This window comes from Proteiniphilum sp. (assembly GCF_034331125.1).
In the GTDB taxonomy this organism is placed as follows: domain Bacteria; phylum Bacteroidota; class Bacteroidia; order Bacteroidales; family Dysgonomonadaceae; genus Proteiniphilum; species Proteiniphilum saccharofermentans.
In genome coordinates, this window is record NZ_JAXQGC010000011.1 from 20849 (window position 1) to 43102 (window position 22254).

Annotated in this window: 10 protein-coding genes; 8 read left to right on the top strand and 2 right to left on the bottom strand. The window is 45.5% G+C overall.

The annotated features are described in order from the left end of the window. Window positions 1-12 precede the first annotated feature (12 nt). The 8 genes from U2P89_RS03210 to U2P89_RS03245 all read left to right on the top strand — a co-directional run bounded on the left by U2P89_RS03210 (window position 13) and on the right by U2P89_RS03245 (window position 13602). A complete protein-coding gene (locus U2P89_RS03210) occupies window positions 13-2523 on the top strand; it encodes a right-handed parallel beta-helix repeat-containing protein (protein WP_322190601.1) in 2511 nt (836 codons plus the stop codon). Between the two features lie 76 nt (window positions 2524-2599). Further along, window positions 2600-4117: a right-handed parallel beta-helix repeat-containing protein gene (locus U2P89_RS03215; RefSeq protein WP_322190602.1), complete on the top strand. Its 1518-nt coding sequence runs from the start codon at window positions 2600-2602 to the stop codon at window positions 4115-4117. A gap of 22 nt (window positions 4118-4139) precedes the next feature. Next, window positions 4140-5162 carry a glycosidase gene (locus U2P89_RS03220; RefSeq protein ID WP_322190603.1) on the top strand — a complete coding sequence of 341 codons (1023 nt, stop codon included), beginning with the start codon at window positions 4140-4142 and terminating at the stop codon, window positions 5160-5162. A gap of 53 nt (window positions 5163-5215) precedes the next feature. After that, complete coding sequence (locus U2P89_RS03225; RefSeq protein ID WP_322190604.1) at window positions 5216-6460, top strand: serine hydrolase domain-containing protein; 1245 nt, start codon at window positions 5216-5218, stop codon at window positions 6458-6460. A gap of 121 nt (window positions 6461-6581) precedes the next feature. After that, complete coding sequence (locus U2P89_RS03230; protein WP_322190605.1) at window positions 6582-8105, top strand: hypothetical protein; 1524 nt, start codon at window positions 6582-6584, stop codon at window positions 8103-8105. A gap of 6 nt (window positions 8106-8111) precedes the next feature. Then, window positions 8112-9689: a sodium:solute symporter gene (locus tag U2P89_RS03235; RefSeq protein ID WP_322190606.1), complete on the top strand. Its 1578-nt coding sequence runs from the start codon at window positions 8112-8114 to the stop codon at window positions 9687-9689. Window positions 9690-10030: 341 nt separating this feature from the next. Further along, window positions 10031-12655, top strand: coding sequence for a valine--tRNA ligase (locus U2P89_RS03240; RefSeq protein ID WP_322190607.1), 2625 nt, complete (start codon window positions 10031-10033; stop codon window positions 12653-12655). Window positions 12656-12732: 77 nt separating this feature from the next. Next, window positions 12733-13602, top strand: a complete 870-nt coding sequence (locus U2P89_RS03245; protein ID WP_091905471.1) for a fructosamine kinase family protein — start codon at window positions 12733-12735, stop codon at window positions 13600-13602. A 456-nt stretch (window positions 13603-14058) separates the two neighbouring features. Here U2P89_RS03245 and pbpC read toward each other — a convergent pair whose 3' ends face one another. Further along, window positions 14059-16389 carry a penicillin-binding protein 1C gene (pbpC, locus tag U2P89_RS03250; RefSeq protein WP_322190608.1) on the bottom strand — a complete coding sequence of 777 codons (2331 nt, stop codon included), beginning with the start codon at window positions 16387-16389 and terminating at the stop codon, window positions 14059-14061. A 270-nt stretch (window positions 16390-16659) separates the two neighbouring features. Beyond that, on the bottom strand, window positions 16660-22233 hold the full coding sequence (locus U2P89_RS03255) for an alpha-2-macroglobulin family protein (RefSeq protein WP_322190609.1): 5574 nt from the start codon (window positions 22231-22233) through the stop codon (window positions 16660-16662). Window positions 22234-22254 lie beyond the last annotated feature (21 nt).

Sequence of the window (22254 nt, forward strand, 5' to 3'; positions counted from 1 at the left end):
AACAATATTATCATGATAAAAAAAATAGTACATTTAGCAACTATTGCATCCATATGCTGCATCATTTTTTCATGTAGTGATGTGCAAGATCTGCTTAGGAATTATCCAACCTTAGCCGAAAGTGATGCCACCTATTACATTGACTCCGAATCGGGAGACGACACGAATAAGGGAACTTCCCCCGGAGCACCCTGGAAAACTCTTGAAAAAATAAATCAACAGACTTTTGTAGAGGGCAATACAATTGCCCTTAAAGCCGGAGGTAGTTTTGAAGGAATGATAGCTCCCGGTGGATCGGGAACGGCTTCAAAGCCTATTATCATCACTTCATATGGAGAAGGAGCAAAACCAATCATCAATGCCAATGGAGCTGAAGCGGGAGTAAAACTCGTCAACCAATCCAATTGGGTAGTCGATGGACTGGAAATTACCAACACGGCTGCACAACGCAATGCTTACCGCTGTGGAATTCTTGTCCTTAACGAAAACGGAGGAGTGGTCAGCAATATTACAATCAAAAATAACAAAATTCACGATGTCGTTGGTTCATTTGGTTATGCCGGTATTTATCATCCCCATTCATTCGGAGGTATTGCCGTGGCAACTTATAGCACAGCTGCTACCGATAAATTCGATAAAGTATTGATCGAAAACAACGAAGTGGAAAAAGTGGGTCGAAGCGGCATTGTTGTATGGGATTACATATGGGGTAGTAATGCCGAATCGTCTACGAATGTCATCATTCGCCGCAACTCGGTAAAACAAAGCGACTCGGATGGCATCCTTACCTATGGCTGTAATGGAGCACTGATAGAGTACAATGTCTGTGAGGCGGCAGGCTCATACAGGGAAGATAACCAGTTCAATGGTTCAGCCGGTATATGGTGTACCCGCGGGTATGGTTGTATCATTCAACATAACGAAGCATTCAACACACGTGCCCTGGAAGGCAATACAGATGGCACAGGTTTCGATATAGATATCGACTCATACGATTGCATAGTGCAATACAACTACAGCCATGACAACGATGGAGGGTTTATGTTATTTGTGGATGGACATAAAGACGTAGGAGGTGAAGGTTCGAAAAATAATATCGTCCGCTATAATATCTCCCAAAACGATAAAGAACGAATTTTCCTGTTTGGAGGAGGGGTTCCTGCTTCCACTCAAATCTATGGCAATACAATCTATCTCAGAGAAGGACTGGACACAAAAATTTTTGACTATAGCTGGGAAACAGGTGGAAACATAAATGCCAGATGGAGTTTTCAGAATAATATCATTGTCAATTACGGAAATGGCGGATACAATATCCCCGGCACAGGAGGAAGTTTTGCCGGCAACATTTACTATGGCAACCATCCGGCAAGCGAACCCGAAGAAGAAAACAAACGGACATATGATCCCAGATTCGTTTCTCCCGGCAACGGGGCACTAGGAATTGCAAGCCTTGATGGATACAAGCTGCAGGAAAACTCTCCTGCAATAAACGATGGCGTGGAAGTTCGTAAAAACGGGCGTAAAGACTTTTGGGGCAATCCTGTATCAAGCAAAGGTGCGTTAACCATAGGTGCCTACGAACCAAACGGAAATGACGATCCCGACACTGTACTGTTTGACCCGCTTGAAGACTGGAGTATTGCAGATTCTCATTCTTCTCATTTTGAATTCGATTCATCCAACCCTCAATATTTCAATGGTGATGACTCCCGTATAGTCAGGTCGGCAAACAATGATGCCAATATAGTATATAAATATGAAGGGTTTAAGTCGGCAACAGTGACATTCTCAATAGGTAAATATACTTCGCTCGGCATAACCGACGTGAGCGATTTGCACCTATCCGAGGCCGAATCAACAGAAGGTCCATGGAGTCCTATACCGGTTCAATATTCAAAAGTCGGCAAAGAAGTAGATGGTTGGCAAACCTATGAAGCTAAAATCAATTCAGCGGTATCAACCGGAGCCAGATACCTGAAAATAGAAGTAAAGGAAAAAGGAGATGACGTATGGGGACTTCAGATAGGGTCGGTAGAAATTGACAGTGAAGAGCCAATAATTACTCCGGTGGATAAATTCCTGTTTGATGATTTTGAAGATGCATCGAAAATTGCAGGCGCTTCTGCCAATATGACAATTATCTACGAATCTCCTGCTGATGCATTCAATGGAGATGCTACCCGCGCCACAAGGACGAACATTGCCGAAGGATATATTTTATATAACACCCCGGAAGATATTAGCGGATTTGCAGTTACCTCATTTGTAAGCATGTGGGCTCCGGTGGATGAGTACGTGGAGATCCTCTGCGGAACAACCGGTGATCCGGCACAAATGACCTCAATCCCATTCACACGGCAGGATATGGGAGGAACAGAATGGTTGGGTTACAGATATATTCCGGCAAATGCATTAGCCTCAGGCTATAGGTATTTTGCTATCAGGCTGAAAACGCTTGAAGTTCCTGAAGGCAATGGATGGTTAGTACAACTTGGAAGCGTAAAAATAGAATTTGAATAATAATCTCAGTGAATCAGACATTGCCTGTACAATAATCGGTATTGTATGGGCAATGTTTACACAACAACAATCAGAAATGAAACGACATCTTTTAACAACTCTCTTTATTTGCTTTTGCATTATTGCAAATGCAACAGACTATTATATCGACTCCCAAAAAGGGAATGATAACAATGCCGGGACATCGGAAGGTGCAGCATGGAAAACATTTGCCAATGTCAACGATAAAACATTTAATCCGGGCGATAAAATACTATTACGAAAAAATGGAGTATGGGAAGGCTCATTAGCCCCCAAAGGCTCCGGAACAAAAGAAAACCCCATCACAATAGGAGTTTGGGGCGAAGGCGGGCGTCCAAGAATCAATGGTAATGGCCAGGTAAATGCCACAATATATATCCGGAATGCTTCATACTGGATTATCCAGGGTTTGGAAATCACGAACACAGCCACCGAGAGGGGCAATACATACCGCAATGGCATACTTTTCGAAAACGACGGAGCGGGCGAATTGTACGGCATTGTTATCCGGGATAATCATGTACATCATGTAACATGTTCATTTCGCTATTTAAATGGTGTGGATCCTCATCAATATGGAGGTATCTCGGTTAGCGTAAGTCATACATCAAAAGGGACGGACAAATACCGGGATGTTTTGATTGAAGGCAATACTGTGGAATATTCAGGACGTACAGGTATTGTTGTCTGGGACTACACCTGGGCTGAACCCAATCAATCTACAACAGGAGTTGTAATCAGGGGAAATACAGTGCGTGAAATAGATTCGGATGGCATTTTAACCTTTGGGTGTGACGGAGCACTTATAGAATACAATTATGCCGAGGGTTGTGGTGCTTACCGGGAGGATGATGGATTCAACGGAGCGGCAGCCATATGGTCTACCCGTGGACGTAACTGCATTGTACAGTACAATGAAGCATGCCATACCTATAAGCTTGAAGGAAATGCCGATGGAATGGGATTTGATCACGATCTGGACTGTTTTGACTGTGTGATTCAATATAACTACAGTCACGATAACGAAGGCGGGTTTGTACTGATAATAGATGCGTCAAACTCGACCAATAATATCGTGAGATACAATATATCACAAAATGACAAGGAACGCGTAATAATGATGGCAGGAGGAGTGACTCCCCACACTCAGATTTACAACAATGTTTTCTATATTGGCGAAGGGTTGGACACCAAAATTATAGACCACTTGTGGGACGAAGGGGGTGATGTGAACGCTCCATGGATATTTAAAAATAACATTATAATAAATCACGGTACAGGAGGCTATTCTATTCCGGGTACAGGCGGTATATTTCTCAACAACCTTTATTGGGGGAATCATCACCCAACCGAACCTGATGAGATAAATAAAATAACGAGAGATCCGATGTTGATCGCTCCTGGAACAGGAAAAAAGGGACTTGAATCACTTGAAGGATACAAACTTCATAAAAAATCCCCGGCCCGTAAAGCAGGTGCTCTTATAGATCATAATGGAGGAAAGGATTTCTGGGGTAATAAACTTCCTGTATATGGAGCCCCTTCAATCGGAGTTCATCAAGTAGACAAATAGCAGAAGATAATAAAAGCAAATTATGAAGCTTACCAAACATAGTGCAAACCCAATACTCTCTCCCAACCCGAAAAACGAATGGGAAAGCCTGGTAACGTGCAATCCGGGAGTGTGGTACGAAGATGGAAAATTCCACATGCTTTACAGAGCTGCCGGAGCAGATACAGAACACGTCATCAGATTGGGACTGGCAATTAGTGACGATGGGGTGAACTTTGAGAGAGTCTCCTCCGAACCCGTATTTTCACCTGTGCCGGGATACCCCGACGGAGGTTGTGTGGAAGACCCCCGCATCGTAAAATTTGATGATGATTTTTATATCACCTATGCTTTTCGTCCATTTCCTCCGGGACAATACTGGAATTTTGCACATGATGTAGTGAACCGCCCCCCTCAGGGAAAACATGCTCCTATCTTTGTGAAAGAAAATATGGGAAATTCGGGGTTGATGCGTACAAAAGATTTTCGTACATTTGAGCGCTTAGGGCGGATTACCGATTCGTACCTCGACGATAGAGATGTGATACTTTTCCCTGAGAAAATAAACGGGAAATATGTGCTTATGCACCGGCCCAAACAATATGTGGGTGAAAATTATGGCGTGAAACATCCCTCCATCTGGCTAAAATTTTCGGATGACCTGCTTGATTGGCAAGGTAAAGAGAGTCACCTGCTGATCACTGGAATCGACGGAACCTGGGAAGAGAAAATCGGAGGAGCTACTCCTCCGCTAAGGACCAAAGAGGGTTGGCTGACATTATATCATGGGGTTGATAAGGGTGGAAGCGGCTATTATCGTGTAGGAGCACTCCTGCTGGACCTTGAAGATCCCCTGAAAATTATAGGACGTACAAGAGATTTTATTCTGGAGCCTGAGACTGACTGGGAGACCAAGGGATATTATAATGGCTGTGTATTCCCCACGGGAAATATCATAGTAGATGATACGCTATACGTGTATTATGGAGCTGCGGACAAATATGTATGCCTTGCAACATGCCCTGTACAGGAATTGGTAGATTTTATAAAGAATAATAATAAATAAACTCTTTCATGCTCAGATACAGTAATCCCGAATAGAGAAAAACCAATATGCATATGAGAAAATTAATTACACTGATAGGTTATTTATTTTTCATAGGGTATAGCTTTGGGCAAACGGTTCAAAGCTTTACTCACTGTGAGAATGTAGAAAATATTGGATTCGTCAGCAAGCGCTTAAACAGAATCGATTCGCTGTTATCACAATATATAGAGGACAAAAAACTGCCTAATGCAATAGCCCTGGTGATCAAAGATGGCCAGATAGTTTATAGCGGGGCTTATGGATACAAAGATGTGGAAAATAAGATAATTGTAAAGTCAGATGATATTTTCAGGAATGCATCACAGACCAAAGCAATCACTTCAGCCGTTTTACTCTCTTTATTCGAAGAAGGTAAATTTAAACTGGATGATCCCATAGAAAAATACCTCCCTATGTTTGCTGATCCGCAGGTTTATGAATCGGGAGATGCAAAGGAGGGAACTCTGAAAACAAGACCCGCAAAAAGAAGTATCACGATCCGTCATTTACTTACCCATACCGCCGGATATGATTACAATCCTTATGGGCAGGAAGTGGAAGGTTTTTTCTACAGATATCCGATCACATCACAGGAAGTTTTGGAAAGAATGGCTAAAATACCTTTACAACACGATCCGGGTGAGAAATTTACGTATGGATTCAGCACCGATATTGCCGGTTATCTGGCAGAGGTAATAGGTGGAAAAACATTGGATGTACTGATGAGGGAACGGATACTTGACCCTTTGGGTATGAAGGATACATACTTTGTACAGCCTGAAGGAAATTATGACAGGTTGGTGAAATTATATACACAAGATACCGGGACCAATAGTTATCAACTTACAGATGATCAATTCGCCCAGGATGCCCCGAAAATAACATACAAAACAGCGCTTTGTGGTGGGGCCGGGCTTTCGGGCACAATAGAAGACTATGCCAGGTTCTGCCAGATGATACTGAACGGGGGAGAATTCAATAACCAAAGAGTTTTGGGAAGGCAAACTGTCGAGCTGATGACGAGCAGTCAGATGGAAGGAGTGGAAACCTATCATGATTTCAGTATGGCTTTCGAACTAACCGACAAATACAGATATAACAAATGTATGGTACCCCCCAATTCTTTGAAATGGGGAGGAGCCTTTGGCACAGACTATATCATTGACAGAAAAAACAATATGATACTGTTGTTCTATACCAATATAAACCAGGCATACAATGACAATGTCAGTATGCACGAAGCATTCCATATATCGGTATATCAAAGTATGAAATGAGAAAATTTCACAAATTATAAGTCCCTGAAGATATGAAACGAGCATGATAATCATTCTCACTCAAGATCATGATTAAAAGCGAGTTCCATATGATACCTTTGAAAATAATAATTTTAATCATATGAAAAAGAATATTTTAATCCTGACCGTCAGTCTGGTATTAATAACTGTGGGATGTACTTCCCCTGAAACCATTATAATAGACTCTCAACCCGTGTCAGAGAATTTTATTGGTCATGGCGTCGAGTGGTCGGCCTATCCACACGGTGATTCTCCGGATGCCGAATGGGGCTATCTTATGACCGATGAGAAACTGGAAATGGTATATAAACGTCTCGACTACATGAAACCACGTATTGCCCGTGTGATGGATGTAGCAGGATGGAGGTATTTCAAAGGGGTAAACTCAAAAGGAGAACCGATACTTGATTTCGATTGTCCTGAAGTTCAGATGGTATGTAAGATTTTAGACTATTGTCAACGCAATGGAATAGTTGTTTTACTGGGTGACTATGGGGTGCCTGGCTTTTGGGGTTATCCGGGAAATATAGACCGGGTGGACGATCCTCGTTTTATTGAGATGACTACCCAATATGTCTCTTTCCTGGTGAAAGAAAAAGGTTTTAGTTGTATTAAATATTATATCATAACGAATGAACCCAACGGTGATTGGGCCTGTACCAGAGGCGACTGGGATCAGTGGAAAAAAGGAGTGGAGATGATGGCTGAGGCTTTTGCCAATGAAAAACTTGACATTACAATGGCAGCACCGGATGTGGTAGAACTAAGCAATAATCATAAATCGAAATATACCGGGTGGCAATGGGTTGAACAATCGGTGAAACAATTAGATCACTTAACAGGAGTTTATAACGTGCATTGTTATGCCGACTACCAATTTATCCGTAGCGGAGCATTCATGGAACATTATGCCGCTGTGGGAGAAACTATCCGGCCAACAGGAAAACCTATGATTTTCGGTGAGATTGGAGGCTGGTACCACACGCTGGAACTAGGTGGAGAATACAAGAAACGGATGCAATCGACCGAATTTGCCAGCGAAGACTCACAACTATTTGTTTATGATTATCTGTATGGTGTAGATATGGCCGATATGCTCATTCAAACAATGAAAGCCGGTTGGCATGGAGCCAGTGCTTGGATGCTGGACGATGCAATGCATACAATCGGCGATCTTGGAGATAAAAACCAGTTGAAAGTATGGGGATTTTGGAATTCACTTGGTACAGAGCTGATCGGTGATCCTAAGCACGAGGAAATACGTCCCTGGTTTTTCACATGGTCGTTAATGTCTCGCTATTTTACACCCGGGATGAAGATATACAATCCTACACAGGCAGAACCATTCAACAGATTGAGGGTTGTTGCCGGAAGTTCCGGTACAGGATCCACCATAGCAATTGTAAATGCTGATGAGGTCGATCATACATTTGACTTGAAGATGACTGTAAATGGAAAAAGCGATCTGGATATTTATGACTACGTAGAGTCGGGTTACCAAACCGATGAAAATTCTTTTCCTGTACCAGTTGATAAAGTAACCCCCGAAAAGGTCAAAAAAGGATTTACCGTTACAATTCCTGCGAGAAGCTTCAAACTTCTAACCAATATCCCAATAAATTAAGAGTGTATGACAACCTCTGTTTCAATGATTGATATTGCCGTCATAGTATTATCTATGGCGGTAATTGTTTGGTGGGCTTTAAAAAACGGAAAAAGCAGAGATTCTAAATCCTACTTTCTTGCCGGGCGTAGCATGTCCTGGGTAGTAGTAGGATTGTCCCTCTTTGCTGCGAGTATATCCAGTACAACCCTTATAGGACAAACAGGTGACGCCTATTCTACAGGCATAGCTGTTTTCAACTACAATCTGATGGGAGTCGTAGTGATGGTGTTCTTTGCCACTTTCCTACTACCAATCTATATTAAAAGCGGTATTTTCACTATTCCCGAATTTTTGGAGCGCAGATTCGATGCCCGCTCCCGATATTATTTTTCGGCTATTTGTATATTAGGGAATGTATTTTTGGACGCAGCAACAGCCTTGTATGCGGGTGCTTTGATTGTCAAGTTGCTTGTGCCATCGGTCGAAATACAAACAATTGTCATTGTCTTTGCCCTGTTAGCCACCTCGTATACAATTCCCGGCGGACTGTCGTCCGCCATAAACGCGGAGATCATTCAGGCTGTAATTTTAATCGTGGGATCCATCCTTCTTGCCGTATTCGTAACCATGAGTGGTGGTTTTGAATATTTCAAAGAACTCCTTACTTCCGGTGATTATATGACCAGGCTGATCCGCCCTATAGACGATGCATCCACACCGTGGTTAGCGTTGCTGGTAGGAATGCCTATAACAGGTTTGTACTTTTGGGCAAATAATCAAACTCTGGTGCAAAGAGTACTGAGTGCCAAAAGCCTGAATGCTGGCCGCAACGGAGTAATGCTTAACGGAGGCATCACTCTGACCACCCTGTTTCTTTTCGCCATTCCGGGAGTTATGTCCCAAAAAATATTTCCGGGGTTGGAAAGTCCCGATATGGTGTACCCGGCAATGATAATAAACCTGATGCCTGTGGGTCTGCTCGGGGTTATGATTGCTGTCCTTTTTGCAGCGCTCACATCTTCCCTCAGTGCCATAATGAATTCTACATCAACCTTATTTACGATGGATTTTTACAGCAAATTGAATAAAAAAGCAAGTGACAAACAATTGGTTAAAGTCGGAAAGATTGTAGCATTAGTCGTAATTATCATAGCTGCATTGTGGGCTCCGCAGATAGGACGTTTTGGGTCAATCTTAAAATACTATCAGGAAATGTTGGCTTATTTGTCACCTCCTATTGTGGCTTCGTTCATTGTAGGTATCTTCTCGAAACGAGTGAACGCCCAAGGGGTATTTATCGGCTTAATCAGCGGCTTAGTAGTTGCCGTGCTATTACTTATTTTCAAAAACGATATTTTTGGAGATATGCATTTCCTGTTTATTGTCCCTATATTATTTGTAATTAGCTTATTAGTGATGTATATATGCAGTCTGTTCTCCCCGGCTCCAGACAAAAGCAAACTAGAAGGAAATATTTTCACCGTAGCCCAATTTAAAGAGGAAACCCTGGAGTTGAAGAAAGTTAAGTGGTACACTAATTATAGGGTATGGGGATTAGTATTACTTTGTTTTTCAGCGCTAATGCTATTTGTTTTTTCATAAATCCCATTTTCGTTCCCCCTTATTATAGAAATAACTCAATGCTCCTGACGGGCATTTTTCCACCTGCCCGACAATCTGTTCCGTAGATACCCCGTAAAAAAGATGCACAGTGAAAAAGGCATACCCCCTCTGCTGAGAGTTCACGATAAATAAAACTCCAAGAACGTTTTGAGTTATTTTTTGTACTTTTGCACTTCGCTTCCGTCTTTTTGACGTTACGTCCGCCGGACAAAAAACCGGAGGAGAAGCATCATCATAAAACAGGATAAGACCGCACAAGGCGAGACAAGATGATCGTAGTTGTGTGCGGGTTTCGTATGATTAAACTCAATTATGTTCGTATGGAGATTGCAAGCAAATACAACCCTGCAGAGGTAGAAGAGAAATGGTATAAATATTGGATGGACAACAAATTGTTCCATTCTGAACCGGATAGTCGCGAACCCTATACTATTGTTATTCCACCACCTAACGTTACCGGCGTACTGCATATGGGGCATATGCTCAATAACACTATCCAGGACGTACTGGTCCGCAGAGCGCGGATGCAGGGTAAAAACGCCTGCTGGGTACCCGGCACGGACCATGCTTCTATTGCTACCGAAGCAAAAGTGGTGAACAGGCTGGCTGCACAGGGTATCAAAAAGAATGAACTCAGCCGGGAAGAATTTCTGAATCATGCATGGGACTGGACTCACGAGCATGGAGGAATTATTCTGGAACAGTTGAAGAAGCTGGGTGCTTCCTGCGATTGGGACAGGACTGCTTTCACTATGGATGAGATCCGTTCTGAGAGCGTACTAAAAGTATTTTGTGATCTACATGATAAAGGACTTATTTACCGCGGAGTAAGGATGGTCAACTGGGATCCAAAAGCCCTTACAGCACTTTCTGACGAAGAGGTGATCCATAAGGAAGTGACCGGCAAACTCTATTATCTACGATATAAAATAGCGGGTGATCCCGACGGAGCCTACGCGGTTGTCGCCACCACCCGCCCCGAAACTATCATGGGTGATACGGCCATGTGTATCCATCCCGATGACCCCAAAAACAGCCACCTGAAAGGGAAAAAAGTAATCGTTCCGCTAGTCGGACGAGTTATTCCTGTAATTGAAGATGACTACGTGGATATCGAATTCGGTACCGGTTGTCTGAAAGTGACTCCGGCACACGATGTGAACGACTATATGCTGGGCGAAAAGTACAACCTCCCGTCCATCGACATATTCAATCAGGACGGCACACTGAATGAAAACGGCGACCGGTATGTGGGAATGGATCGTTTTGAAGTACGCAAGCAGATCGAAAAAGACCTGGAAGAAGCCGGACTATTGGAAAAAATGGAGCCTTATACCAACAAAGTAGGCTTTTCGGAACGTACTGATGCAATAATCGAACCGAAGCTCTCAATGCAGTGGTTCCTGAAAATGGACGATTTGGCGCGTCCTGCTCTTGAAGCGGTGGAAGATGGAACCATCCGCTTCTATCCTGAAAAATATAAGAACACTTACCGCCACTGGATGGAAAACATCAAGGACTGGTGTATCAGTCGCCAGTTATGGTGGGGACACAGGATACCGGCTTACTTTCTTCCGCAGGGAGGCTATGTGGTGGCCATGAGCCGGGAGGAGGCCTTCGAGAAAGCATTGGCTAAAGTGGATTATCCGTTATCGATCAATGATCTGAAGCAGGATGAAGATGTGCTCGATACCTGGTTCTCTTCATGGCTGTGGCCTATTTCGGTATTCGACGGCATCAACCACCCCGATAACAAGGAGATTGCATACTATTATCCCACAAGCGACCTGGTGACTGCTCCCGAAATTATTTTCTTCTGGGTTGCACGTATGATCATGGCTGGATATGAATACCGCAAGGAACCCTGCTTCCGCAATGTCTATTTCACGGGGATTGTCCGGGATAAACTGGGACGGAAGATGTCCAAATCGCTCGGCAATTCACCGGATCCTATCGCACTGATGGAGAAATACGGAGCTGACGGCGTACGTATGGGTATGCTGCTCACTTCCCCGGCCGGGAACGACCTTCCTTTCGATGAATCGGTCTGCGAACAGGGACGTAATTTCAACAACAAGATATGGAATGCTTTCCGCCTTATCAAAGGATGGGAGACCGATGACACCATACCTCAGCCGGAAACGGCTAAGATCGCGGCTGAATGGTTCCGGAGCAAACTCTCCGAAACTATCGCCGAATTAGATGACCTCTTCTCCAAATATCGCCTTTCGGAAGCGTTGATGCTGCTTTACAAACTCTTTTGGGACGAGTTCTCTGCCTGGTACCTCGAAATGATAAAACCGGCCTATCAACAGCCTATCGACACGGAAACATATAAGATCACACTCTCTTATTTTGATGCGCTGATGCGGCTGCTACACCCCTTTATGCCGTTTATTACCGAAGAGTTATGGCAAGCTTTGTACGACAGGAAGGCGGGTAAGAGCATCATGACCAGCCTTCAACCTAAACAGACTCCGGCAGATAAGGAACTACTGAACGATTTCGAAACACTGAAAGAGGTAGTTGCCGGTGTACGTACTATCCGTCTGGAAAAGAATATCCCCAACAAAGATGAATTGGAATTGCAAGTAATCGGGAGTCACAATCATCAATATGATAGTGTGATTTCCAAGATATGCCGTCTCTCCTCTGTTTCATCTGTTTCTGAAAAACAACCAGGAGCAGTCGGATTCCTTGTAGGAACTATCGAATACAGCATTCCCCTGACGGATAAAATGGATGTGGAAGCTGAACTCCAAAAATTGAAGGTAGAACTCACCTATACCGAAGGATTCCTGCAATCGGTATTGAAGAAGCTAAATAACGAACGGTTTGTACAGAATGCAAAACCTGAAATCGTGGAAGCGGAACGCAAGAAACAGGCTGACGCTGAAAGCAAAATTGCTCTGCTGAAGGAGAATATCGCGGTATTAGAGAAATAAACAGAGGATTACAGTTTGTATATCCGGGATACCGGCCCTGTCCGGTATCCCCCATTTAACTATAATACGGCTGAATAATGAGTAAACCCTTAGCACATATTCTGCCATATATCACTTCCTATCTGGGAGAAAGAGTGGTGAACGCCAGACCGGTTTACGGCGGGGATATTTCTTCGGCATACTGCGTTGACACTGAAACAGGACAATATTTCCTGAAAGTAAACAGTGACTCTTCTGCCTTGGGAATGTTCTACTCGGAACAGGAGGGATTACAAGCCATTGAAGAAACTAAAACCATCGCTGTTCCTCATGTGCATTTTGTCGACTCCATAGATGGGCAAGCCTTTCTCATGATGGATCTTGTGGAAAGCAAACGCCCCGATACTTCCGATTATCACCGCCTCGGCAGCCAACTGGCAGAATTACATCTGTGCTCACAAGCTGATTTCGGATTTTCATCTGATAACTTTATCGGCAGTCTGCCCCAACAAAATAATATTCATGCCAACTGGGCAGAATTCCACTGGTTCGAGCGTATTCTCCCTCAACTTCAACTGGCACTCAGAGACGGATTAATACAATCACAAATGATACCGGAAGAAGAGAGAGCCATCACCCTGTTCCGGGAAATCTCCGGCGATATAAGACCTGCTTTACTGCACGGTGACCTCTGGGGTGGCAACTACCTGATCGCAGCAGACGGCACGCCCTTCCTGATCGATCCTGCCGTATATTATGGCCACTCAATGGTCGACATTGCCATGAGCCGGCTCTTTGGCGGTTTCGGTGCCGGTTTTTATGATGCCTATCACGAAATTATCCCCAAATCGCCCTACTACGACATCCAGATCGAATTGTACCAACTCTACTACCTTCTGGTACATCTGAACCTCTTTGGCAGCAGCTATTATTCTTCCGTCGCATCTATCCTCAAAAGATATTTTTGAAAATAGCCGATCTCCCTGAGGTGGAATTTTCTATGAAAGATCCTTACCCCAGGCGTTTCAGATAGCTTACCAGATCGGCCCAAATGGTCTTATTTAGATATCCATATTCTCCATCCGGAAAACAAAGCTATACCTAAGTTCAACTTAGGAGGCTTTCTGATTACCGACCATATGTATCGCCGTATCCGTAAGGTTAGTGATCCGGTATATTTACTTTCAAACGGAAAAACACATTTAGTGAAAGAGGAAGAGGATCTAAGGGTATTAAGGTACGTTCCCCGGTGACATTCTCGATTTCGTTTGCGTTACAATATCCACACCCACAAATATCAATAACGAAGCAATGCTCTCATCTAACTTTGTATTTTCAAACAATATCCGGGATCATCAAAGGTAACAGACGAATTACGGTCGATACAGCGCTACGTTTAAGCCTCTTCTGTGGATAGAATAAATTCACTCTACTTCAAACCGTATTGACAACGAAATACCATTCTCATCCACAACGGTAAGGATATACTCACCCGGATCAGGAGAGAGTTCCATCTGGTGGATACTGGATGTTTCTCCCAAATAATCTGTCCCGAGATGCCAGAAGACACGTGCGGACGGATTCCGGTGTGCCAGCTCAAAAACAGCTTTTCCCCGTGAACCGTCCATTTGCCTGGTTATTCTGAGTACTGCTCCCGGGTAGGGATAGATAAATTGCATCACTGCGTCGGACAGGTTTCCCGAAGCACACTCAGGAGAAAACGGAGGAAGGGAGCGATAATCAGGATGGCGCTGTTTGTAGTACCATTCCCACGACGGCGGTAACTGGAACCACGAAACGGAACGGATTCCCCGGTCACCTACACATTGCTCATACACGCGGTATTGCCCATCGTCCGACAAATGGATCCGCCTGTGGAAATTACAGACAGCTCCCTGCAATCCTTTGGCCGGAATGAGCAGGGTATCGATAGAACTCTCAGGACAATACATTCCTTTCAATTGGCCGCTTTCACGGCATACAGCCGCTTCGGCCAACTCTCCATAAGGCATTTCAAACCATCTTGTGACAGGCAAAATATTGAACAGGTCGAACATCACCTCTGCCGACGTTCGTGCCCCTGTGAGTCCCGGACGGCCCTCACCGCTTGCATTGCCTGTCCATACGGCGACAAGATATTTGGGTGTAACACCTACCGACCACGCATCCCGGAATCCGTAACTGGTACCTGTTTTCCATGCGACTCTCCGGACAGAGGGTACAAAGTCCCAGTTCAACTCTTCCGGCCGGTTCACATTGGTCAGCGCCTGTAACGTAAGCCATGCAGCACCGGCATTGAATAAAGGTGACTCATCTTCCTTACGTTCCCCGGATTGATAATCATCCCTCACTAACCTGAAATTCTTCCATTCATAATATTTCCCATCGCGGTTATAATCTATTACGCTATGTGCCATTCGCGCATAAGCATTGGCTATATCCCATAACGTACCCTCCGTACCGCCGAGGATCAGGGAAAGCCCGTAATGGTCGGCCGGCCGGTTGAGGGTGGTCAGTCCCGCCTTTTTTAAAAGATCGTAGAATTTCGGTACGCCATACTTCCTTAATGAAACCACTGAAGGGACATTCAACGAACGTGCCAGTGCCTCATCGGCATGTACCGCACCGTCATACCCCAGACTAAAATTCTTAGGTGCAAATCCGTTTATATTGATGGGAACATCGGGAAGCAGCTCTGTGGGCAGCAATACACCCTCCTGCAACATGGCACAGTAGAGAAACGGTTTCAATATACTACCTGTACTTCGGGGAGATTGAATAATATCTACCTGGCTACCATAAACATTGGCTCCGAATCCCACGTTACCATTATAGGAAAGTATGTCGTTCGTCTCCAGGTCGACAATCAATGCGGCAAGGTTGAAAATACCGTTTTGCGAGAATTCGGTATTCCAACGATCCAGTATCTCCTCAGCACGCATTTGTAGATGTTTGTCAACCGTAGATTGTATATGATTTCCGGGATTCCGTAAAAAGGCTTGTGTCACCAGGTGAGGGGCGATCTGGGGCAACGGATGTGGATGATCGGGTAACGGTTCTGACACAGCCAGTTCATAATCTGTTTGTTCAATGATATTGTTGTCAAGCAATTGTTGCAAAAGACGATTACGCTTCTTCAACAATCCTTCCCGGTCACGACCAAAGTGCATCATCGCGGGTGAATTGGGCAATACTGCCAGCACAGCCGCTTCACCCCATGAAAGAGACTCTGCGCTATGTCCGAAATATCGCCACGACGCAGCATCAATACCCACCACATTTCCACCCATCGGCGCATGCGAGGCATACAACGCCAGAATCTTCTTTTTTGAGTATGATAATTCAAGCCGGGTAGCGAGGATGACTTCGATGAACTTTTCGAAATAAGTACGTTTATTCCGGCGCATCAGCCGGACTGTCTGCATGGTGATGGTGCTTCCGCCACTCACTACCCTACCCGCTTTCACGTTCTGTATCATCGCCCTGCCAAGCGCTAAAGGGTTTACGCCCGGATGATAACGAAAATACCTGTCTTCAAACTGGATAAGGCATATTTCATATTTCCCGGGGACGCTGTCGGCCGGTGGAAAGCGCCATTGTCCGTCGGATGCAATGCGTGCACCCAACAGTTCACCGTTCCGGTCGGAAACCAGCGTACTATATGGCGAATGGAACAAGGTACCAGGCAGGAAAAACAGGTACCAGACCAACAGAAAAGCAAGTACAAATAAAGCAGTTTTTTTTCGTATGCCCATCGCTCGAAACCGTTTTAATAACGTTTTCCCGTAAGACACTATACGCCTCCCTATCTTCTTATCAGCATGCTTTACCATCTCACTCTCTATCCCATATAGATATGTGCAACTAAAGCGAAGACCTTTAGATGTTTTGTGGGGACCCATAGCTCAAGAAGAGCGTTAAAAGAGTAGTTAGCCAAGCGACTTCTACTCTTTTAGCGATCGAGAGCAAAAATGGGTCACAAAACATCGTCAGTCGAACGATTTAGTTGCATACACCCGATCTACTTATTCTACAACCTTCACCCACGCACCTCTGTTTCTTGCCTCTTCCTGCGGTGCATACATTGCCTGGCACGATACCGGCGGCAGATAATAATTTCCCCGGTATGCTGCCTGTAAGCGCACACGGAATGTTTTCGTTTGCCCCGCACCAAGGTTGAAATAGGTCAGTACCCGGTCGTCGCGAATATCGCGGTAGTTATATCCTCCGCCGGGAGCAGACGCATCCGCTTCGAGTATCCGTTCATTGAAAATCTCCCAACCGGACGGGAATACCTGTGTCAACGCCAAATCAGTAAAGGCCTGTTCGGCACTGTTCTGGACAGTTACCACTGCCGTGAATTCCGTTCCCTGCGGGAGCGATTCCACATTCAGCGGGTTGCCGTTCAGACCGACATACCTTACCGTCATCCTAAACCGCCCTTGCGTCGGTTCCCGGTCAGTACCGACCTGTGGAATTGTCCTGGCCGAAAGGCGTGCATAAAGCTTGCCCTCCCCCTTATTGGTAAGATTCACCGAAAGACTCTTATTTGGATTTATATCAACCTGATAAATCGCTTTCGGCGTATTCACATTCTCCATATTCTTCCCATTCAATGTCCAGTCGACATAGATATTTCCCGAACCGATGTGCCCGGCGAGTTTAGCCATTGCCACCAGTCCGAACGCCGCAGTCTGGGTAGTGACATAACCGGACGACAATGATTGTGCCACTGACGGCGCCACCGACATCGCTTTTTCCACATTATCGAGCAACAGGTATGTCTCCAGGATCATCGCCCTGTCCCGCGCCGATGTTCCATAGGTATCGTTATTGAAACTATAGTCTTCCACCTCATCCGGCAGGTTAAAGACAAGCGAATTGGCGACATCCTTTCTTCCTGCCAGTGCATAAGCAGCAGCCAACCGCCAGCGTGCCTGCAGCGACAAACCGGACAGTTCCCGCATTCGGTTCATGGCTCCGAGTTCCGTACTTCCGTTCAACGCCAGGGTGTAGAGGCGATACGCCTGTTGCAGTTCGATCATCGAAAAAGCGTAATAACTGCGGTTGGGATTGGTGGGCAGCCAGTTCTGTGCAAGCCTCCTCTGGAACTGGGTCCATCGGGACAACACGGTTTCCGGCACCTCATACCCTTTGTTTTTCGCCTCAACCAGAAAATGCCCCGCGTAGGTGGTCGCCCATTCCGATGAGTAATTATCTCCATACCAGTACATAAACCCGCCATCGGCCAATTGCCGGGATGAAAGCATCCGGATCACCTCATTCACTTTCGCAGTCATCCGCTTCTTTTCATCTTCTTTCAGTACCGTGAATTCCTCAATATAGAGCAACGGGAAAGCCTGCGAAGTGATCTGTTCGGTACATCCGTGCGGGTACTCGAGCAGATAATTCATATTCTGACTGAAATTGACACTCGGCAGACGTGAGAGCTCGAGGGTAGCCCAATCATCAGGCTCCACACTCTCGGTCTGAATATCGAATGTAGCAGATTCTCCCGGATTGATTAGTTTTGCCTGTGTGATAACGGTAGGCGGATTCGGGTTACGGACTGCGATATCAATGGTCTCCGAGAATGACATACCATTACCGGTAGCTTTAATTTCCACCTGTTCAGCTCCGGTCTCCTTACCGGATGCAAGTTTGAAGAAAACAATTTTATCGCCCGGCTTGTCAAACGACACGTTTTTGGTTGTCCCGTCCGTTGGGTTAAGTAAACCTTTTGTCTGAATGGAAACCTGCACATTTTTCACGCTATTCCCCATAGCAAAAACATTGACAGGGAGCCATACTTCTTCGTCCGGCCCCATGATGCGTGGAAGTGTGGAAAGCGTCATCAGGTCGTTTTTCACTTCCACGGTTTTCTCGGCGTTGCCATAGGCACCGTCTCCACCGGCCACCACCATCACCCGTACCGACCCGATATATTGCGGAAGCCTGATTGTATGCGATTTTGTCTCACCACCTTTCAATTCAAATGGCCCGATAAATTTCACCACCGGCTTAAAGCGGTTCACATTGTCACGCGACGGCCTCAATGCTTCATCACCGCCGATACTCAGCAACGGCCCCATCATACCGGTGTTTGCTCCCAGTACACGGTCGAACAGGTCCCACGTGCGTACGCCAAGGGCTTCACGGGCATAAAACTCGCTCCACGCATTGGGCGTCTTGAAAGCGGTCAGATCGAGTAACCCTTCATCCACAATAGCAAGCGTATAGGTCATCGGTTTTTTTGTTTTCTCCGATACCGAGATGGTGAACTCTTTTTCAGGTTGAAGTGTATCCGGCATCCGGATAACCGGTTCGAGAGTACTGTTCCTGTTCTCCACACCCACATTCACCACACCATACATCCGGATAGGCAGGTCGTTCACGGTCTGCGCGTGTGGTTGCAGCATGGTGGCGAATACATAGAAGTTGGGTGCCATATTCTCAGTAACCTCTATCACATATTTGGTATCTTCCTCACCGGAAGTTTTCACCCATTCCCGATGAAGGATTCCCGATCCGTTTTCGATGCTGATGAGCACGCGGCCTTCCGAACTTTTCGGGATGATAACCGTTGCCTTCTCACCGGTTTCATACGACGGTTTGTCGGTGGAGAATGCCAACATGGTCAGCCCTTCCGGGTCGCTCTTGGCCGAGCGTCCCCGCCATAACGGCCAATCGACATAAAAGACCGTCCCGGTAGCATGTTTACCCTCTTTATCTTTCACCAGAAGGAGATAGCGTCCCCAATCGGGATAATCCACCTGAAAATCGATTTTACCCTTTCCGTTGGTGAGTGTTACATCTCCGTTTGCCACGATGTTGGCGGCAGTATTATTCACGTAAGACCCCAGATCTTCCTGCGTACTGTTCCACCACCAGCTCCAGTTGAGTTTATAAACCGTATATTCCACATTTCCCGAAACAGCCTTGCCATAAGCATCTACCGTAACCACATCGAACGGGACCGGGCTGTCGGTCTCCAGGAACTGGCCGGGACGCAAGTCAGGTGCTTTTACCCCTACATACCTTTTATAAGGCGAATAAAAGACTGTCTGGGCATAAAAACTCATATCCCCACCGGTTTCGTACACGCGTGAAAGAATATTCCCGCGCAACATTCCCGGGGCATTTTCGGCCACAGGGACTTTGGCATTGACTCCCGCCACACCGGAAGCATTGAGTACCCCCTCGAATATTTTCGTCTTACTTGTTTCGAATTTCACTATCGGATTATTGAACGAATAGCCGACATATCCTTTGAACGGGTTATCAGATGCATAGAGCGTCAGGTCTACATCTGCTTTCAGGTTCGAAGCAGGTGCGCCGTGCAGCCATTGTGATGTAAGCGTACCCGAGATAACGCCATTTGACGCATCAATAATGGAGTCGGTATCCAAACGCACCCTTAACCGGTTGGGTTTGATGGTTTCTATGCGAAGCGACTTATGGAAGGTGGTACCGCCCACTTTTACCTGTCCCTGCCAGACACCGGTCTCTGCAGCCGGATCTGTCGGCACGGTGAAAGTGTAGAACCCGTTCAGGCCGTCGCTCTTCACCTGCCTTTGGTAAAATTGCCCCCGGGGCGTATAGACCTCAAGGGTCACGGGGTGTCCTTCCGGCAGTTTTTTCTCCCTGTCTTCAAGGATAAACGATACGAAAATGGTATCACCGGGGCGCCAGACACCGCGCTCGGTATAAACATATCCTTTTAATCCTTTTTGTATCTCTTTTCCGCTTACATCAAACCGGCTGAGTGGTAACGACGCCTGGTCCGCCACTTCCAGATAGCCGATGTCATCACCTTTGGCTGCCGTTACGACAAACGGACGCCCTTTCTTATAGTCGATCTCTATAAATCCATTGCGGTCGGTCTTGCCCGAACCCATGACCTGCATCTGATAGTTGTATATAGTCACTTCGGCTCCGGAGAGAGGCTCGGTGGAGAGTATATCAGTCACAGCCACACTCATGATATGCCCCTGCCCTGCTTTGGCAATGATTCCCACATTGGATGCCATGACCATTGTTTGGATCCTGCGCTCCTGAAGCATATAATAGGTCGGCTTACAAGGATCATCCCGCTCTTCCCATTTATATCCGCTCCAGTCGATCGGCTCATAATAATAAGGATATGGTTCATCCCACACCGCTTCATCCTCTTCAGATAGCTGGTCATCGGAAAAACGTTTCATGATCGCTTCATCGGGAGACTGTGGCCTTATCCCTTCGCAGGGATAGAGCGAATAATCGGACCGCATGGAGAGCTGTACCATATAGAGAGCACCGGGATCTTTCCCGATCATCTGGGAAAGATCGATGGTGAAGTTGTTCCATTTTGAAAGATCCAATTGTTTATCCCTATCCAGACGGATGCGTTTCTTCATCACCAACCGTCCGAAACGACGCAACTCACTACCCGACTGGTTATTGTTCAGTGAAGAGGATTGCAGGTAATAAAGGAGATTGTTGCGGTATATTTTCACCACTTGCACATCTACCGCCCAAAGGTTTACAGCGCTGAATGGTAATAATAGTTGTTCTGCATCGGGCAGGATATTTCCACTCTTTTCGAATTTTATCTGCGGTTTATCATCGTCCACTTGCAATTGATAAAGATAACTCTTGTCAAGGTTCAATCCGGAGTTATTTTTAATACCCTCATAGATCTGCAGTTCCATCTGTCCTTTCGGCAGGGTTTCAGGATATATCTTGATCACATTCTTGTCGATACGGTAAGTGAAATTCTTCACACCGGAGGGTACGATCAATCCTTCCAGATCCTGCGTCTGTGAAACCGGATCACTGAAAGTCAGCCGGATATGAGGATCGGCAACCTGCATCATACGCACATCCGTCACTTCAAAATGATCCTTCGAAAATGCGGGGATATCGATCGTATATTCAACCTTCTTCTTTGAATTAATTGCTTTCCCGTCAATGGTCAGCGCATATTGCTGCGGCTTATCCGTCCGCTGCAGGCTATCTATCGAAACGTGAAACGCAGTGGCACCAGCAGGCTTTACCTGTATATGGCTCTGTTTCGCTCCTTTCACATCGAACATTCTGGTAACGTCGTCCGACGAAACAGGATTGGACAGATTCATCGTCACTTCTACCCTGTTCCATGTCAGGTCGGACATACTCATCGGTGAAAAGGGAAGCAGGTCGGCAGTAAAACTTTGCTCATTTACACGGATGGAGAAGTTAAATTGTCGGAATTTCTCCTCCACGTCCAACACTTTTCCCAAAAGGAAGCCAATATGGTATTCCTTTCCCGGCTCCAACTCTCCCGCATCGGGCATAAAACGGATGGTGTTCCCATTCACCCAAAAAGTTTGTCCTTTCAAAGAGGGCGAAAACGAAAATAACTTATCTTTTACTTCAGCATTCAACTCCACGGCAGGAATCTCCTGCACAAGTTCTATCTGGATAAATGCATCGGAAGAGACATTTCCATACGTAAATGCTGAAATATAACGGGCAAATTCCGGGTCAATTTCTTTACCGCTTTTTGTACTACAACCGGCTAACAACAGGAGAAGAGCCACACATATAACAGAAAAAAAAAGGAGAGATGTTCGTCTCATACGATAAAAATTAGATACAAG